At 72.5% G+C, this 17278-nt stretch carries 14 protein-coding genes; 9 read left to right on the top strand and 5 right to left on the bottom strand.

What is annotated here, in order from left to right:
* Positions 1-275: 275 nt before the first annotated feature.
* Genes WMF44_RS27985 through WMF44_RS27975 form a run of 3 tightly spaced genes read left to right on the top strand, consistent with a single transcriptional unit; the run spans position 276 to position 3836 of the window.
* A complete protein-coding gene (locus tag WMF44_RS27985; RefSeq protein ID WP_437293099.1) occupies positions 276-1226 on the top strand; it encodes a hypothetical protein in 951 nt (316 codons plus the stop codon).
* Positions 1223-2062, top strand: a complete 840-nt coding sequence (locus WMF44_RS27980) for a S8 family peptidase (protein ID WP_437293098.1) — start codon at positions 1223-1225, stop codon at positions 2060-2062. Before WMF44_RS27985 ends, WMF44_RS27980 begins: the two co-directional genes overlap by 4 nt.
* Positions 2049-3836 carry a hypothetical protein gene (locus tag WMF44_RS27975; RefSeq protein WP_437293097.1) on the top strand — a complete coding sequence of 596 codons (1788 nt, stop codon included), beginning with the start codon at positions 2049-2051 and terminating at the stop codon, positions 3834-3836. Before WMF44_RS27980 ends, WMF44_RS27975 begins: the two co-directional genes overlap by 14 nt.
* Positions 3837-3896: 60 nt before the next feature.
* Here WMF44_RS27975 and WMF44_RS27970 read toward each other — a convergent pair whose 3' ends face one another.
* The gene (locus WMF44_RS27970) at positions 3897-4817 is read right to left on the bottom strand and encodes a transposase (protein ID WP_437293096.1); all 921 of its coding nucleotides are present in this window, start codon (positions 4815-4817) and stop codon (positions 3897-3899) included.
* Positions 4818-5040: 223 nt separating this feature from the next.
* The gene (locus WMF44_RS27965) at positions 5041-5973 is read right to left on the bottom strand and encodes a LysR family transcriptional regulator (RefSeq protein ID WP_437293095.1); all 933 of its coding nucleotides are present in this window, start codon (positions 5971-5973) and stop codon (positions 5041-5043) included.
* A gap of 124 nt (positions 5974-6097) precedes the next feature.
* Here WMF44_RS27965 and WMF44_RS27960 point away from each other — a divergent pair, with 124 nt between their 5' ends.
* Positions 6098-7318, top strand: a complete 1221-nt coding sequence (locus WMF44_RS27960; protein ID WP_437293094.1) for an Acg family FMN-binding oxidoreductase — start codon at positions 6098-6100, stop codon at positions 7316-7318.
* 63 nt (positions 7319-7381) lie between these two features.
* On the opposite strand, the gene WMF44_RS27955 is transcribed toward WMF44_RS27960, so the two are convergent.
* A complete protein-coding gene (locus WMF44_RS27955) occupies positions 7382-8542 on the bottom strand; it encodes a lactonase family protein (RefSeq protein WP_437293093.1) in 1161 nt (386 codons plus the stop codon).
* A gap of 818 nt (positions 8543-9360) precedes the next feature.
* Between WMF44_RS27955 and WMF44_RS27950 the strand changes: the two genes are divergently transcribed.
* From WMF44_RS27950 to WMF44_RS27940, 3 genes are all read left to right on the top strand, one after another.
* Positions 9361-10158 carry a sensor histidine kinase gene (locus WMF44_RS27950; RefSeq protein WP_437293092.1) on the top strand — a complete coding sequence of 266 codons (798 nt, stop codon included), beginning with the start codon at positions 9361-9363 and terminating at the stop codon, positions 10156-10158.
* A 511-nt stretch (positions 10159-10669) separates the two neighbouring features.
* A complete protein-coding gene (locus tag WMF44_RS27945) occupies positions 10670-12118 on the top strand; it encodes a hypothetical protein (protein WP_437293091.1) in 1449 nt (482 codons plus the stop codon).
* Positions 12119-12183: 65 nt separating this feature from the next.
* On the top strand, positions 12184-13677 hold the full coding sequence (locus tag WMF44_RS27940) for a flavin monoamine oxidase family protein (RefSeq protein WP_437293090.1): 1494 nt from the start codon (positions 12184-12186) through the stop codon (positions 13675-13677).
* An 18-nt stretch (positions 13678-13695) separates the two neighbouring features.
* Here WMF44_RS27940 and WMF44_RS27935 read toward each other — a convergent pair whose 3' ends face one another.
* Complete coding sequence (locus WMF44_RS27935; protein WP_437293089.1) at positions 13696-15546, bottom strand: sigma 54-interacting transcriptional regulator; 1851 nt, start codon at positions 15544-15546, stop codon at positions 13696-13698.
* Between the two features lie 16 nt (positions 15547-15562).
* A complete protein-coding gene (locus WMF44_RS27930; protein WP_437293088.1) occupies positions 15563-15709 on the bottom strand; it encodes a hypothetical protein in 147 nt (48 codons plus the stop codon).
* A 15-nt stretch (positions 15710-15724) separates the two neighbouring features.
* Here WMF44_RS27930 and WMF44_RS27925 point away from each other — a divergent pair, with 15 nt between their 5' ends.
* Positions 15725-16075, top strand: coding sequence for a hypothetical protein (locus tag WMF44_RS27925; protein WP_437293087.1), 351 nt, complete (start codon positions 15725-15727; stop codon positions 16073-16075).
* Between the two features lie 30 nt (positions 16076-16105).
* Positions 16106-17278, top strand: a complete 1173-nt coding sequence (locus WMF44_RS27920; RefSeq protein ID WP_437293086.1) for an amidohydrolase family protein — start codon at positions 16106-16108, stop codon at positions 17276-17278.

Genomic DNA, 17278 nt, shown 5'->3' with positions numbered 1-17278 from the left:
GGCATCGACCCGGGTTGGGGGCGCGAGGCGACCCGGGTTGGGGGCGCGAGGCGACCCGGGTTGGGGGCGCGAGGCGACCCGGGTTGGGGGCGCGAGGCGACCCGGGTTGGGGGCGCGAGGCGACCCGGGTTGGGCGACCGGTGGGCGACCGGGGTTGGGCGCGCGCGCGGCGACCGGGGTTGGGCGCGCGCGCGGAGCGGCTCGGCGGGGAGCGGCTCGGCGCGGGCGTCATTGCGGTTCGCTCGAGGGCCCTCCGGCGGTAGCATCGGCGGCCCATGCCGCTCGCCGCCCGCTCCGCGCCGGGTGTCCCGCCCGCCCCGGCGCGGGCCCTCCCGCCCCACCCGCACGCGTTGCGCTCGCCGCTCGCGCCCTTCACGGCGCGCCTGCGCGACCTGCTCTCGACCGTCGAGTCGGCGGCGCTCCTCGGCGCGGTGGAGGCGCGGGTGCGCGGGCTCGGGGAGCACCTGCGCTTCGCGTGCCTCGCGATGCCGTGCTCGGAGGCGCTCGTCGCGCTCGAGATGGAAACGCTCGGGCGGCTCACGGTCCCCGTCGTCGCTGACGCTGTCGGCTTCCGCGCCCCGGGCGCGGAGCTGCCGCCGAGCGGTACCCCGTTCGCGTACCTGCTCGGTGGCGGCGGCGGGCACGCGGTGGAGCTGTCCGACGGCGACCCGATGATCGCGCCGCTCCGGCCGCTCCTGGCCGCCGCGCCGGCGTCCGCGATCTTCGTGCCCATCCGCATCGGCGCAGCGACCGTGGGCGGCGCCGCGCTGTTCTCGCACGAGGCGCCCCTCGGCGGGCGGGAGCTCGACCTGGCCGAGCGGCTGGCCGAGGTCCTCGCGCTCACCGTGGAGTCGTTCCGCACCGAGCGCGTCGTCTTCGAGCTCTTCGCGCGCGCGATGCCGGACCTGCTCGCGCAGGCGCCAGGCCAGCCGGCGGCGGGGCCGGGCGGGCGCGCAGCGTCGGGCGCGGAACCCCCCATCCCGGAAGGGGCGGCCCCGCCGCCGACCTCGCTCCGCGCCGCGCTGGAGCGGCACATCCACGCGCTGCGCCTCACGCCCGAGTACCGCCGCCGCCTGGAGCTCGCCGCGGTGGTGGGCAGGCTCGCCGAGCGCGGCGAGGCGGAGGCCCGCCTGGCCCTCGATCTCCTCGCGCGGATCGACGCCTACGCGAGCGGCGCCGGCGATGCTGGGGAGCCCGCCTCCGCAGGGGAGGGGAGCTCCGCGTGACCACGGCTTCTCCCGCAGGACCGGGCGGCGAGCTCCACGGCGCGCCACGCCCGGGCGCGCGAAGCGGCGCCGGCGTGCGCGTCGCGCTGATCGACTCCGGCGTCGATGCCTCGCACCCCGCGCTGCGCGCAGCGGCGCTGCGGCACGTCGCCCTGGTCCAGCGCGGCGCTGGCGGCGGCGCGTACGGGGTCGCGCCGTGCGCTCCGGGAGATCTCAGCGGGCACGGGACGGCGTGCGCGGGCATCGTCCACCGCATGGCGCCCGCGGCCGAGATCACGAGCGTCCGCGCGCTCGGCGATGACGGGCGGTGCTCGCGTGACGGGCTCGTCGCCGCGCTGCGCTTCTGCGTCCGCGAGCGATTCTCCGTGGTCAACCTGAGCCTCGGCATCGACATCCCGAAGAACGCGCCGCTCCGCCCGGGCGACTACCGCTCGCTGGTCGAGCTCTACGAGGTCGCGGACGCCGCCTACACCGCGGAGGTCGTGCTCGTGGCCGCCGGCCCGAACGCGGCGGCGTTCCGCACCTATCCAGGCCGCTTCAAGTCGCTGATTGGCGTCGGCAGAGGGGACTTCCAGGACCCGGAGGCGCTCCGGAGCGAGCTCACGCTCGACCACGAGATCCTCGCGCCCGGTGACGACGTGCTCGCGCCCGCGCCCGGCGGCGGCGAGCGGCGCTGGACCGGTACGTCGTTCGCTGCGCCCCACGTGACCGCGCACGTCGCGCGGATCCGCGCCGCCTGGCCGGAGCTCTCGATCGAGGCGGTGAAGGCGGCGCTGCACGGGCTCGCGCGCGGGGCGCGCGGCGAGGGGGTGGAGGAGCGCGGTGCTCCCGCTTGATCCGATCGACAGCGTGTCGCCGCTGTCACGGCTGCTGCGGAGCGCGCCGGGCGCGGAGGTCCGCGCCGAGCTCGACCGCATCGAGGGGCTCCTCGGTGTCGGCCGCGATCCTGCGGCGGCGGTGCTCGAGGGCGGGCCGCTCGTCGCGGCGGCGCTCGGCTTCGGGCGCGGCGCGCTCGCGTTGCGTGAGGGGGCGCTGGACGCGGCCGTGCTGCACCTCGAGGGCGCTGTCGCCGCGTTCGACCGAGGAGGGGCCGCCGAGGCCCGGGACCTCGCGCGGTGCGAGGCGGCGCTCGCGCGCTTGCGCCGCGACGTCCGAGCGGCCTGTGCGTCCGCCATCGAGGAGCTCGACGCCATCGCGGCCGCAGGCGATCCAGGACGCCGCGCCGCGGTCGTCGCCGTCCATTACCGCGGTACGGCCGAGCGGCTCCTCGGCGACGCGGCGGCTGCGCAGCGCACGCTGCTGTCGGCGCTGCGCCGCTCGGAGCCGTTCCTCGGCGAGCGCGCGCAGATCCTGAACTCGCTCGGCACGCTCTATGTGACCCTCGGCGCGCACGGCGCGGCCGAGGCGCTGCTCGAGCACGCGGCCGAGCTCCACCGCCGCCGGGGCGACTCCGTAGGCGAGGCGATCGCCTGCGGCCAGCTCGGCGCGGCGGCGCTCGGCCTCGGCGCGCTGGAGCGCGCCCGAGCCCCGCTCCAGCGACAGGAGTGGCTGTGCGCGCGTCTCGGCGACGCCTTCGGCCGGGCGCGCGCACTCACGTTCCTCTCCGAGCTAGCGCTCGAGCTCGGCCGCGCCGACGATGCCCTCGCGCTCGCGACTTCCGCCCGCGACATTGCCGAGCACGCCGCGCCGCCGCTCCGAACCTGGGTCGCTTACGCATCGCGGGCGATCGGGCGCGCGCGGCGGGATCTCGGCGATCCGGGTGCGGCGGCGGCGCTGGATGAGGCGGGCGCGCTCTTTCGCGCGCTCGGCCTTCCGCTCGGCGAGGCGCTCGCCGCCTGGGATCGCGCCTCGACCGAGGCGCTCGCGCTCGCGGAGCCAGCGGACTGGTTCTCCGCTGCCTGGTCGCTCGGCTCCCTGGGTCTGTCCTCGCGGGTCGCGCAGCTCCTTCGGGAGCGTCTGGAAATCGAGCAAGCCGCGCCGCTGCCAGAGAGGGGAGGGCCGGCGCCGGACGGCGAGGCCTGCGAGCGGGCGCTTGCCGCGGCGGCGCAGACCTCGCCTCACGTGGCGATGCAGCGCGAGGTCGAGCTCGTTTACGATCGTCCCGACCACCTTGCCGCGATCGCCGCTCGCCGGACGGCGGCTCAGCGCAACCTCGGTCGGCTCGCGGCGTTGACGCTCGCCCGGCCGGGGCTCATCGTCGCCGCGATCGCGGCATCACCCCTCGGTGCCCGTGGCCGCGCGCTCCCCCCCGAGCGCGCGATGGCGGTCTGCGTGGCCGACCTGCCCGGCCTCACGGTATGGATCTGGCCGGCGGCTGCCACGCCAGCCACCATCGGCAACGATCTAGCCGTGCTGCGCGCGACGCTGGGCGAGCCGCTGCGTGCAGCGCTGGCGTTCGCGCCTGCAGGGCGCGTGCTGTGTCCGCCGTTCGCGGGCGACACTGGCGCGGAGCTCGATGCGGTCGAGCTCGTTGGTCTGATGGCGCTGCCCGCCGTGCTCGCGCCGGGCGAGCTTCGCCTAGATCCGCAGCTCGGCTGGGACGGCGACGCTCGTGCGAGCGTGGAGGCACTGGGATTCGTCGTCACGAACAACCCGTGCCACCCAGGTTGACCCGAGAGCGGCGCGCGCTACCTCACCCAGGTTGTCCCTGCCCTTTTACCCTCAAAGTACCTACATCGCGAGCACAACATCGGCCATATTGGCGCCGTGAAACGTGCACATCCACCACGTCCCTGCCGGGAATACCACGCTGCGCACGCCGGCACGCCACCGCTCGAGCGCCGCGCGGTACAAGGCGCGAAACCCGCGTACAGTGGCACGAGCCGCGCGCCACGCGTCACCCTGCTTCCGGCCGACAGCAAACGTCGGATTGACAGCGCGCGGCGCCTCGAGGCTCGTGATGCGCTCATGGGGCGAGACCTTGCCGGCTTGTTCGGCGCCGAGGAAGCGGCCCCCTCGCTGCTTCACCTCCGCTTGCGCCTGCAATTCTTGCCTCTCGAGCTCGGCGGCGATGGCGTGGCGAAAGTCCTCCGCGCTGTCATGCTCGATGGTCGGCGGCAGCGTGAGTGACAGCGTTGCTTCCTCCGGCCACTGTGGATTTTTGGGGTTGAAGTATGCGGCGGGACGCGCCGCGCACAACACGCCCCGGCCGATCTCGCCCACCTTCACCTTGGCGCCCGGCCACTCATGCGCATGAGGGACGAGTCCAGCGGCCACAGGGTTTGCGAGGACATAGGCGATCTTCTCCACCACCGCCGCGTGTGTCAGCAACCGCACCACGCTCGTGGCCTCATGATCCCATACCGGCCCTTCCCACGCGCGGAGCACCTTCGTGCCGAGCGCGACGATGCGATGGAAGAACTGCAGGAAGCGCGGCAGGACGCCGTTCACGTCGGTCACGACGAGGTGCAGGTGCGTCGACATCGCGCAATGCGCGTGGACCTCGATGCCGTAGCGGTGGGTCGAGACCGCGAGGGCGTAGACCAAGAGCTGAGTGATGGCTGCGTCGGGCCGGAAGAGGAGATGCCGGCGCAGGACGCGACGGGTGATCAGGTAGGTTGCGCCGGGCGCGATCTGGCGGGGCTGGCTCATGGTCGGGCAGAATTCCAAGAGCCGTGCCGGCGATCGTGGTGAACGATCTCAAGTACTTACCAAGTACTTACCCATGCCTGCGGGTGGCGGCGCCATGGCGGACCGTGCTCCGTCACCCGGCGGGTCGGGTCAACCTGGGTGGGTCGGGTTTCCCCGGTCAACCTGGGTCGGATCAACCTGGTTGCAGGTCAGCCTGGGTGGGTCAGGTCCTGGTTGGGTCAGGTCAACCTGGTTGGGTCGCGCCCGCGCGGATCGCGCCCGCGCGGATCGCCTTGCTGAGCCAGGAGCGCAGCCAGCGATGGCCTGGATCGTCGTGCACGCGCTCGTGCCAGACAGCCGAAGATCGGTCCACGCCGAGCTCGACGGGGGGCCGGGCCGCGCGTAGGCCGAAGGGCGTCGACACCGCCGCGAGCGTCGCTGGACACGTCACCACGAGGTCCGAGGCCGCGATCAGGAAAGGCACCGTCACGAAGTGCTGGACCTGCGCGACGATCCGCCGCCGCCGCCCACGCGCTTCCAGCGCGCGATCGACAAGGCTGCCCGGCATGCCGTGCGGAGCGATGAGCACGTGCCCGAGCTCCAGGTAGCGCTCCAGGGTCAGCCGCCGTGACGCTGCGGGGTGGTCCCTGCGCATCAGCGTCACGAATCCCTCCTCCGGCAAGCGCAGCTGTCGTGACGACGGGGGCACGAGGAACTCCGGGACGAACGCGAGATCCGCCGTTCCCCGCTCGAGCCGCCTCACAAAGTCCGCTTCGGCGCGGTCGACCTGCACCGTGATGTACGGTGCCTCGCGCGCCAGCAGGGGCAAGAGCCGCGGCAGCGCTACCGCCTCCAGCAGGTCGTTGCCGAGCAGCACGAAGCGGCGCTCGGACGTCGCTGGGTCGAACGGCGCGCCGGCCTGGACCGCCGCGCGCAAGCTCGCGAGCGCCTGTGCCAGCGGATCGGCGAGCGCCTCGGCGCGCGGCGTGAGGGCCAGCAGCGGCCGCCCCGGAGCGAGCAGCGCATCGCCGAAGAACTCGCGCAGCCGCCCGAGCCGCTGGCTCGCAGCCGACTGCGTGATGCCGAGCCGCTTCGCCGCGCGCGTCACGTGCCGCTCGCGCAGCAGCACGTCAAGCGCGAGCAGGAGGTTCAGGTCGTCGGGGAGCGCCTCGAGCATTAGACACACTGATACATCATATTAGAGCGATTTCCTGTACTAATCGTTCGAGCCGCCTCAATCTCTGCGCATGGCCGTCGCTCGCGGAGCCCGGTCACACGTCCTCTGGAGGATGGAGCGCATCATGGAGAGGAAACTCAAGGTCTCGCGGCGGCGCCTGCTGGAAGGCGTCGCGACGCTCGCCGTGGCCGCGGGAGCGGGCTGGTACGCTGCTGGCCGGGGTGTGTTCGACGATCGGACGGGCGAGCCGTTCGCCCCTTGGACCGCGTTCCGCGGGCAGCGCGGCGGCGAGCTCGCCGAGCTCGTGCGCGCGGCGGTGCTCGCCGCGAGCCCGCACAACACGCAACCCTGGCTGTTCGAGGTCCACCCGGATCGCATCGACGTGCTCTCGGACAGGTCTCGATCGCTCGGCACGATGGATCCGTTCCTGCGCGAGATGCACATCGGGCTCGGTTGCGCGATAGAGAACCTGGCGCTCGCGGCGGGTTCGATGGGATGGGCCCCCCGCGTCGAACTCGAAGCCGGCCCTCTGCCGGGCTCCGACCCGGAGGGATCTCGCGCTCGCGAGCGCGCGGCGCCGCGGGCGATCCGGGTGGCGAGCGTCCGTATCGAGCCAGGCGCAGCGGCGTCCCCGCTGGCGGAGGTCATCGCACGGCGACACACGAACCGCGGCCCGTACAAGGCGCAGCGCGTACCTGGCTCGGCGCTCCAGGAGCTCTCGCGCCTGAGCGAAGCGGGCTCCGATGGTGAGGTCGTCTGGCTGGAGCACCCCGATCAGCGCGAGAGCTTCGCCGCTCACACGCTGCGCGCCACCGAGACCATCGTCCGCGACGCGGCGATGGTGCGGGACAGCGACGCGTGGTTCCGGCTGGCGCCGGAGGCGGTACCGAGCCATAGGGACGGGCTGACCCTCGATGTGATGGGGCTCGGCCCGCTGCTCACCGCGGCCGTCAAGCTGCTGCCGCGTCCGTCGGCGGAACAGATGCACGACGACTGGCTCCGCGTCACCCGCGAGGTCCACCTCGCCGGCGATCCCGCCATCGGCGTCATCACGGTCCGCGACCGCTACGACCTGGGCGCGACGCTCCGCGCCGGGCGCCTGTGGCAACGCATGCATCTCTGGGCGACCGCGCGCGGCATCGCGATGCACCCGCTGAACCAGGTGCCGGAGGTCATCGACCGGGAGCGTATGCTCGGACGAGCGCCGGCGATGGAGCGCTCGTTCACCGAGGCGCTGGGTCCAGGCGACCGGCAGCTCACCTTCGCGTTCCGGCTGGGCTTTCCGGAGCGAGAGGGCGTGTGCGGCCCGCGCCGCGCCGCGGAGGAGGTGATCCGCGCCGCGTGAGCGCCGCGCCCCGGCTGGCGTGCTGACCGAGCGCGGCGAACCCTGGACGCGGAGGAACGACCGTCACCGCACGGCGATGCCCTGGGCGCCGCCGCCGGGCGTCAATCCACCCGCCTCCCCGCGTGGGATCAGGCTGCCGTCGCGGCTCACCTGGAACGCCGCGATCGTCCCGGTGCCCGCGTTGAGGGTGTACAGAAACCGGCCGTCGCGCGTCATCGCGAGGTCGATCGGCGCCGTTCCGGTGGGGAACGAGGCGGACACGCCGTCGTCGAGCAGCGTCAGCGCGCCCCGGGCGTCGACCTGGAGCCCGGAGAGCGTGTTGCTGCCCGTGTTGGCCGTGAAGACATAGCGGCTCCCAGGGGCGCCGGTGATCCAGCAGGTCGCCCGCTGGAAGGTGTCGACCGTGTCGCTGATGACAGCGAGGCTCCCGTCGTGCCCGATTTTATACGAGGACACCACGCTCGTGTCGCCGGTCGCGGGCACGCCGTCGCCGCCGACCTCCGCCACGATGAGGTGGCCGCGACGATCGAAGGCGAAATCGAACGGGACAAGGCCCCTGGAGATCGTCGTGACCGGCGCGTCGCTGGGCAGTCCGCGGCCGCTCATGGGGAACACGTGGAGCTGATTGGACCCCTTGCCCGCCACGACCAGCGCCTCGCCGTCGGGAGAGAAGCCGATCTGACCCGGCGTGGCGCCGAGCGACGGCGGCGTCGTGCCGCCGAGGCCGAGGCCGCGGTTCGATCCGTCGAGCGGGACGAGCTCGCCGCACGGGTTCACTTCAAAGCCGGCGATGTTGCCTTCGCCACCCACGTTGAGGACATAGAGCAGGTCGCCGTGCGAGGCGACGCTCACCGGGAAGTCGCCGCCCGAGTCGACCACATCGAGCAGCGTCAGGCCGCGCGGGCCGACGCGGAACATCGACACCTCGCTGCTGCCCGCGTTCACGGCGAACAGGAGCTTCCCGTCCTCGCTGAGGACGAGCGAGCCCTGGGATCCGAGCGCGTTGATCGGCCGGGTCGGCGCGCCGAGCCCTCCGGTCGCGTACGTGCCGGCGTACGAGAGCGAGCCGTCCGCCGCCCGGTCATACGCCATCACGGCGTTGCCGTCTCCGGCATTGGTCATGACGAAGATCTGGCCGTGCCGGTGGGCGCCGCTGCCGTGCGCCATGGCGTCGCCGGGCGCGCCCGCCGCGAAGAGACCGAAGCTCAGGGCCGTGATGCTCATCGTGCTGCGAAACATGAGAAAGCTCCTGGAGAATGGCGCCGCGAACCCAGCGGCGCGGGCTTGTCGGTGCGTCGATCGTCGAGGCGCATCTCCGTCGTGGCGACGGGCACGGCGCGCCCCGAGCTCGCGGGCGCGCGGCTCTGCGCGCTCCGCCGAGCGGGTTCATCCGCTGCTACGCGGAAGCCCCTCCGCGGTTTCGCTGCCGTCGACCGGTCCGCTCCGGCGCGCCTCAGCCCTTCACTCGAGCGTCGATCCGCCTGCGGCAGCCTGGTCGGCGTGCGTGCGTGGCCCTGCCTTGCGTGACGAGGGACCGATGACGTCTCCGCTGGCCTCGCCCAACCTGCAGATCGCCCAACCTCAGATCGCCCAACCTGGGTCGGGTTGCCTGCCGGATCGCCCAACCTGGGTCGGGTTGCCCAACCTGGGGTCGGGTCGCAGTCGTCCGGGTCGGATCGCCGCCGGATCGCCCAACCTGGGTCGGGTCGCGCTCGTCCCAACCTGGGTCGGGTCCGCCGGGGTCGGGTCCGCCGGGTCGGGTCCGCCCCGGTCCGCCCCCGGGTCAGGTCGCTGCCCCCGCTGCCCCAATCTGGGTCAGGCCGCTCCCCAACCTGGGTCGGGTCGCTGGTCGGGTCGCTCACGGCTTCTTGCGTACCTGAGCAACCGTTCGCCGGGCGCCACGGCACCCCCGCCCTCGGCGGCCCGGATCCAGCGCGAGGTGCCGCGGAAACCGCGCTTCCCCCAGGGCGATGACGCGTGGCATCGCCGATGCTTCGGACGCGATCGCGAAAATCCATCCACTCTCCAACGGGAGTTGAACCATGTCCGTCTCGAACGCCCCGCTCACTGGAACCCCCGAAGCTCGCCGGCCCGCCCGCGGCTGCGAGCCCGACGCAGGCGCCAGTGTTCGGGACGAGTTCCTCACGCTCGCGTCGCACGAGCTCCTGACGCCGCTGACCTCGCTCAAGTTGCAGGTCCAGCGGATGAAGCGGCTGAGCGAGCAACGGGCGGAGGACGGGTCAACGTGGGTCGCCTCGCTCGAGGTCGTCGGCCGGCAGGTCAACCGGCTCACCCGGCTCTGCGATGACATGCTCCAGGCGATCCGGCTCCGATCAGGCCCGCTCGATCCCGAGCGCGAGACCGTCGATCTCGGGGCGCTCGTCCGGGAGGTGATCGCCGAGCTCTCGGTGGAGCTCCGCTCCCCGTCCTCCACGATCTCCATCGACGCCCCGGAGGGCGTCGTCGGCCGCTGGGATCGGGAGCAGATGGGACGCCTCGTGTTCCATCTCGTCAAGAACGCCATCCAGTTCGGCGCGGGCCGGCCGATATCCATCGAGGTGAAGGCCTGTCCCGGCGGAGCGGAGCTCCTCGTCCGCGATCGCGGCGCGGGCATCGCGGAGGAGGACCAGGCCCGCATCTTCAGGTGCTTCGAGCGCGCGGGCGGCGTTGTGCACTTCGGCGGCCTCGGGCTCGGGCTCTACATCGCGCGCGAGATCGTGCGCGCTCACGGCGGAACCATCAGCGTGGAGAGCTCGCCGGGCTGCGGCTCGACGTTCATGATCGAGCTTCCCCTCGAGCCCGAGCCCGCCAGTCGCGCCGCCATCTCGCTCGCTCCCTGACACCGTCGCTCCCTGAGACGTCCTCCCACACGCCGTCTCCCTCCCCATCCCCTCGTCGAGCGCGCGCCCACACCGCGAGGCGCCGCGCATCCCCCACCATCGACGTGAGCTCATCGGTCGCGCGCGTCGCGCGCGTCGCGCGCGTCGCGCGCGGCGCGCCCGACGCCCGCCGCAGCGCAGGCACGCGCCCGCGCGACTTGTCCGCTCGCCGCGAGATCTCGTGATCTCCCGCCTCGCAGAGGACGCCATCACCCGTCGACAACGGGGCGTGCCCTCCCTGGCACGCAATCCATTGCTCGATCGTGTAGCGGTCCGCGCGCTCATCCCCGCTCGCGCGGCCAGCGCCCCGATATCCCCGTGAATCTGCGCGAGCTCCGCCGGCACGAGGTGTGCTCTGGCTCACGTGAGAGCTAGGGCCAGATAGGCAATCCGCGTTCGACGAATGCTCGATCGAAGCGGAGCCGATCGATCGATGGGGCGTCGTCGTGGCGCCCGCGTCGCAGGGAGAACCATGAAGATCGAAGCGACCAGCGACCTCATCCGCATTGTGCTCGGCAAAGGTCACCCCACCATCGTCTCGGAGGCCGCGAAGAGCACCGAGGCTCACGGCGCGCGTCATTCCATGAGCGCGCGACCCGCCGGCCTCGCGGAGCTCGACGGGGAGAGGGCGGCTTCCGGCCGCCCCGCCGCCCCTCGCTACCAGAGCGCCGTGACCCAGCCGGCCGCCGGCCTCGCCAAGGCGCCGGAGCTCCTCGCCGCGAAGCAGCGCGTGCTGTCCGGCAGCAGGCTACCTGCGGCCTCGGTCCGCTTCGCCGGGCCTGCAGAGATCGACGTCTTCCTCGGCGAGCTCGATCAGGCGATCCGTCCTTTCGAGGACTGCTTGCGGAAGGCAGGGGCCCGACACGGCGACAGGGCCGCCCAGCTCAAGGCCATCATCAAGAAGGCCTCGATCCAGACCAGCAAGACCCGGTTCGAGTGCCCCCGCGACATGGCCGAGTTCGACGCCAGGCTCGAGCGGATCGTGCGGACGGGTGAGCCCATCGTGCTGGCCATGCCGGAGGGCGGCGGCAAGGTGCCAGTGCCGCTCAAGACAGGCAGGTTCGGCCGGGGGCCCGATTTCGCGGAGTTCCTCGGCATCAAGATGCGAGCGGCGCTGGCGCGCGTCCTGCGCGAGTTCCACCCTGGCGGCGCCCACGTGGTGGTCGTGCCGGATACGTGCCTTCACACCCGCGACATGGGCTTCTGCGCGGACGAGGTCCGGAGCCACCTCGAGCAGCTCTGGCGCGATCTACCCCGCCTCGGCGTCCGTGACGAGGTGATCGTCGCCGATACCCTCGCGTACCTGCCCGCGGACTGGGGCAGCGTCGTCGAGCGCAGCGCCGCGGAGGTGGTCGCCTCGATCGCGGAGGATGAAGCGGTGAGGGAGGCGGCCGCCGCCCAGTCGAGATCGCTGATGTTCATCAAGGACTGCGGCCTCTCCGACGAGGACGAAGCGGTGCTGTTCTATGCCGCCGTGGCCGGGCACCCGGACGGGATCCCCACCGCGCTCGCCGCCCAGGCCAGGGCCTTCCAGGCGGCGACGGACGAGGTGACGCCCCTCTACATGGCCATCAACCATCATGGCATCCGGGGCCTCGGCCTGATCGAGCGGGTGGTCGACGGGCTCGGCTTCTCGAGCGCCAGCTACCTCCGCGCGAGCGTCCACGCCAAGCCCGGCTGTCCGCGGCCCGCCCTCAGCGTCTTCCATGCCCTGGCGCCGGTCGCCCTCTTGCCGATGCACGCCCTCGGCGTGCGCGTGATCGAAGAGACGCCTCGCTGGGGGCTCTCGTTCGATGTCGTCGGACGGATGCGCGGCTGGCAGGCCGTCTGCGAGGCGACCACCGGGCGCTTCCTGTTCTATGAAACCACGCAGGAAGGCGCGGAGATGGGCGGCGCCTGTGCCGAGCGGGCAGCCGCGTGACAGCGCCGCGGAGGCCGGCGGGGGCGCCTGCCTCACCCCCTGTCCAGGAACCGAGGAGGACGCGCGTGCAAGAGTTCAATACGATCGTGGTCGGCGCCGGCATCACCGGCCTCTACTGCAGCTTTCGCCTCGCCCGGCGGGACCCCGGCCGCACCGTCGGGCTCTTCGAAGCCTCGGAGCGGTTCGGGGGCCGGATCGAGACGGTCGAGCTCGATGGTTTCCTCGCCGAGTGCGGCCCCATGCGCTTCGAGAAGCGCCGGCAGCGCCTGCTGATGGGGCTGCTCGACGAGCTCGGCCTGAAGACCAGGCCGTTCACCGCGTACGCGGCCGAGCCCGCCCAGGGGCCGCGGTTCTCCCTCGCCCCCGACGAGGCCGGACCCGCTCATCGCCCCCACACGACGCTCGAGCTGATGAAGCTCGGTATCCTGAGGATCTTGAGGGACACCCCGTGGGCGAGCCCCGGCAACCCGGACGACCCCAGGGACGCGAAGCACCGGGAATGGCTGAGGCGCCTCGCGGAGGACGATTATGCCAGCATGCGCCGCGGCGCCAGGCTGGGAGGCGCCTTCCTCCACGAACAGGGGTTCTGGAACGCGCTGAGCGACGTCCTCAGCCACGGGGCCGTGCTCGCGATCCGCGATCAGGGCACGTTCTTCCACCTGATTCCCGAGAACCCCAACGCCATGGACTGGATCGTCTTCTGGCTTCGCGCGCTGTCCAGCGAGGGGGAGGGGGACGCCTCGCTCGTCAGCATCGAAGGCGGCTCCCGGGCGCTGCCCCTCGCCCTGGTGCGGGAGCTCGAGCGGCGCCCCGAGCAGGTCGCCATCCACCTTCGCCACGCGCTCACGTCGCTCGCGGCGGCGGAAGGAGGGAAGATCCGCCTGCAGTTCGCCCGCGGCGCGGAGACGGTGGAGGCCGTCGCGAAGCACGTGATCCTCGCCTTGCCCCGCAGCCCCCTGATGCGGCTCGCCGGCTGCTTCTCCCGGGAGATCCAGCGGGATCTCGACGCGGTCTTCGGGTTTCCGCTCCTCAAGTGCTTCCTGGTCACGGACGCGCCGTGGTGGACGGCGCGCACGCCGCCCCACAGGAACGCGTCGCTGATGCCCGCCAGGGAGGTCCATACCACCTACCGCGAGAGCGACGGCAAGGGCATGATCATGCTCTACACCGATCGACCGGCCACGGAGTTCTGGAAGGTCTATGTCCAGGGCGAGGCCCACGATCGCGCGGAGATCGACGGCAGCGAGGCGCTGAAGCGGCAGCTCCTGAAATACCTCGGCGTGGATCTCCAGGACCCGGCCGGGCGGCAGCGCGCCGCCGGCGCCGTGACGACCTGGGCCATCCGGGACTGGAGCCGGGAGCCCTACGGGGCGGGGGCCCATACCTGGCGGCCAGGCGTCAGGTCGTGGGAGGTCCTCGAGAGGCTGAGGGCGTTCGACCTCCCCGGCAGCAACGCGCCTGTCGGCAACGTCCATGTCTGTGGCGAGGCCTACTGCGATTATCAAGGGATCGAGGGCGCGCTCCGCTCGGCCGAGAGCGCGCTCCAGACCGTGCCCTGATCGTCGATGCGGCGCGCGCTACGGCTCCCGCGGGGGCGCGTACCCGAGCCGCTTGATGCCGAGCGCCTTGAGCTTGTACACGAGCGTGCGCAGCGGCATGCCCAGCGCGCGCGCCGCCTCCGTCTGGTTCCCGCTCGCCTTGCGGAGCGCCTCGACGATCAGCTCGGCCTCGCAGCGCTGCAGCCGCGTCTTCAGGTAGTCCCCGCCCGGGGCCGCGGCGGTGAGCTCTCCGACCTGGTACGGCAGCTCCCCCTCCGCCGGCTCGGAGGAGGGCGCCGCCCGGGCGCGCTCAGGCAGATCCTCCTCGGCGATCCACTCGCCCTCGGCGATGACCACGGCCCGCTCGATCGCGTTCCGCAGCTCCCGCGCGTTCCCCGGCCAGGAGTACGCCCGGAGCCGCGCGAGCGACTCGGCGTCGAAGCCGCGGATCGCCCGGCCGTTCGCCTGGTTCGCCTGGTCGAGGAAGCGCAGCGCGAGCGGCTCGATGTCCTCCGGGCGCGCCCGGAGCGGCGGGATCGTCATCGTCATCGTGTTCAGGCGGTAGAACAGATCGCTGCGGAACGCGCCGGACGCGCACATCGCCTCGACGTCGCGGTGGGTCGCCGCGACGACGCGCGCGTCGACGTCGATCGGCTTGTTCGAGCCGACGCGGGTCACCTGCCGCGTCTCGAGGACGCGCAGGAGCGCGGCCTGCACCGCGGCCGGCAGCTCGCCGATCTCGTCGAGGAAGACCGTCCCGCCGTCCGCCGCCTCGAACACCCCTCGCTGCTGCTGCCACGCCCCGGTGAACGCGCCGCGCTCGTGGCCGAAGAGCGTGCTCTCGACGAGCTGCTGCGGGATCGCCCCGCAGTTGACGCACACCATCGGCTTGCCGCTCCGCGGGCCGCTGTCGTGGATCGCCCGCGCCACGACCTCCTTGCCCGTCCCCGTCTCGCCCAGCAAGAGGACCGGGATCGACGAGCGCGAGACCCGCTTGACGATCTCGAAGACGCGGCGCATCGCCGAGCTCACGACGACCGGCTCGAAATTGCAGGCGCCCGGGCCGCTCTTCCAGGTCCCGCCCGGCGCCGAGCGCACCGGCTGCTCCACCGTCGCGCTGCGCACGGCGCTCCAGCACCGATCGAGCAGCTCCTCCGCCACGGTCCCCGCGTCGGGGAACGTCGCGAACCCCGCGAGCACGACGGGCGACCCGCCCCCGGGCGGCGCGGCGAGCGCGCGCGCCACGTCGAGCGCCACCTCCGTCCCGGCCTCGAGCAGCAGCGCCGCCACCACGTCCGAGCTGTAGAGCGCGATCCGGTCGACGGGGCGCAGCAGCGCCCGCACGCGCGGGAACAGGTGGCTCACGTGGGCGCCGGGCTGGCGGGCGACCCGGGCCATCACGACGGCGAAGCTCCGCCCGAAGTACCGCGCGCGCTTCACCTCCTCCTCGAGGGCGACGCGGAGCTGCTCGTGGCTCATCAGCCCTGGCAGCTCGTCCTCGGCCGCCGTGATCGAGCGGACGGCGACAACGACCTTGCCGAGGATCACCTCCTCCCCCGGCTTCACCTCGCCTCGCGTGATGCGCTCGCCGCCGAGCCAGGTGCCGTTGGTCGAGCGCAGATCCTCGATGACGACCTTGTCGCCGGACTGGGTGAAGCGGGCGTGCTCGCGCGAGAGGCTGACGTCGCCGATCTGGACCTGCGACGGCGGCGCCCGGCCGATCACGACCGGCACGCCCGGGCTCAGCACGGCGCGCTCGGCGCCGTCGCGGTGGTAGACGAGCAGGGCGACGCGTCGATCGTCCTGCCTGACCCCCTGGATCGCATCGATGAAGCTGCTGGACAGCGGCGTTGTCTCCGGGCCGATGTCCGTCTCGCGAATGACTGCCACGCTGTTCACCCCCTTCTCACACGACCTCGCCCCCGGGCTCGCGCGCCCCCGCGGCGTGCACCGGCGAGCCCGCCCGCCCGCGCTCCAGGCAGGCGCTCGCTGACGCTGAATTGCGCACCAGCACGGGCGTCTCCGGCGGGCGGCGACGCACCAGCTTGTCCATCAGAATCCGGTGTTCATGAAGCGCATCCCACGCATCCCGCGCCTCCAACGCGTCCAATGCACCCGGCGCACCTTGCAATTCAAGCACCACCTGGGCGTCGAGCTCGCTGGTGACAAGGAGACCGTGTTCCTGATCGGCGAGCGCGAGCGCACCATGCTCCGCGGCCGTGTCGTTCACCTCGTGGGGCCGCCGCTCGACGGCCGGCGGACGGCGGACGAGCTCGTCGCCGCGCTCGACGAGAGGGAGAAATTAACGCAAAGGCGCAAAGACGCAAAGACGCAAAAAAGAATCAATGATTTGTATTTTGCGTCTTTGCGTCTTTGCGTTGAACTCTCTCTCTCTCCGGAACCCTGGCCGGATGTCTGACCTGCGGCACCAGACCAGAGGAGATGTCCCGTGCGCGACGGCTATCGCATCCTCGACGCGGATCGTCACGTGATCGAGCCGCTCGATCTGTGGAAGACCCACCTCGAGCCGGAGCTCCGCGCTCACGCGCCGTACCTCGCGTACGCCGGCGACGGCGAGCCCCTGGCCGACCGCGTGGCGCACCTCGGGCCGGAGGGGCTGCTCCGGCTCCCCCCGCAGCCGATGGTGGATGGCCGGCCGGTCCATCACCGGATGAGCGCGCGGACCTGGCGCGCGATCGCCGCCGCCGGCCGCCGGCGGCTCGGGGCGCTCGCGTCGCTCGGGCGGCTCGATCAGCCGCAAGCGCAGCTCGACGACATGGATCGCGAGGGCATCGACGTGGCGTTCCTCTACCCGACGCTCGCGCTGGCGCTCCTCGGCATGACCCCGCTGGAGCCCGCCCTGGCGAGCGCGCTCGCCAGGGCGTACAATACCTGGTTACGGGGCTTCTGCGATCACGACCCCTCGCGCCTCCGTGGCGTGGCCCTGATGAGCCCGCACGATCCGGCGCAGATGGTGCTCGAGCTCGCGCGCGCGGCCGCGCTCGGCTTCCGCGCCGTCGTGCTCCGGCCGAACCCCGTCGCGGGGCGGACGCTGGGCGACCCTGCTTATGAGGCGTTCTGGGCCGAGTGCGAGCGGCGCTCGATCGCCGTCGCCATCCACGAGGGCACACACGCCTCCTTGCCCGCAGCCGGCGCCGATCGCTTCCGCAGCCGCTTCGCCCTGCACGCCTGCTCGCACCCGATGGAGCAGATGATGGCCTTGCTCGCGCTGATCGAGGGCGGCGTGCTCGAGCGCCACCCCGGCCTGCGGGTGGCCTTCCTCGAGGCCGGCTGCGGGTGGCTGCCTTACTGGCTCTGGCGCCTCGACGAGATCGAGTACCGGGGCCTGGCCGAGGAGGTCGCGCCGCACATCCGCCGCGAGCCGTCCGCGTACTTCCGCCGCCAGTGCTTCATCGAGATCGAGCCGGACGAGCCGTGCCTGGAGCAGGCGATCCCATGGCTCGGCGAGGACAGGGCGATCTTCGGGACGGACTTCCCCCACATCGATCACGACGCAGGCATGGTGGAGCGGGCGCTCGCGCTCCGCGGCAAGCTCCCAGGAGAGAGCCTCCGCAAGATCCTCTGGGACAACGCCGCCAGCTTCTACGGCGTCGAGGGTTGA

This window comes from Sorangium sp. So ce426 (assembly GCF_051475585.1).
In the GTDB taxonomy this organism is placed as follows: domain Bacteria; phylum Myxococcota_A; class Polyangia; order Polyangiales; family Polyangiaceae; genus Sorangium; species Sorangium cellulosum_B.
Note: the sequence above shows the minus strand (reverse complement) of the source record. Positions and strands in the feature narration are given on the sequence as shown.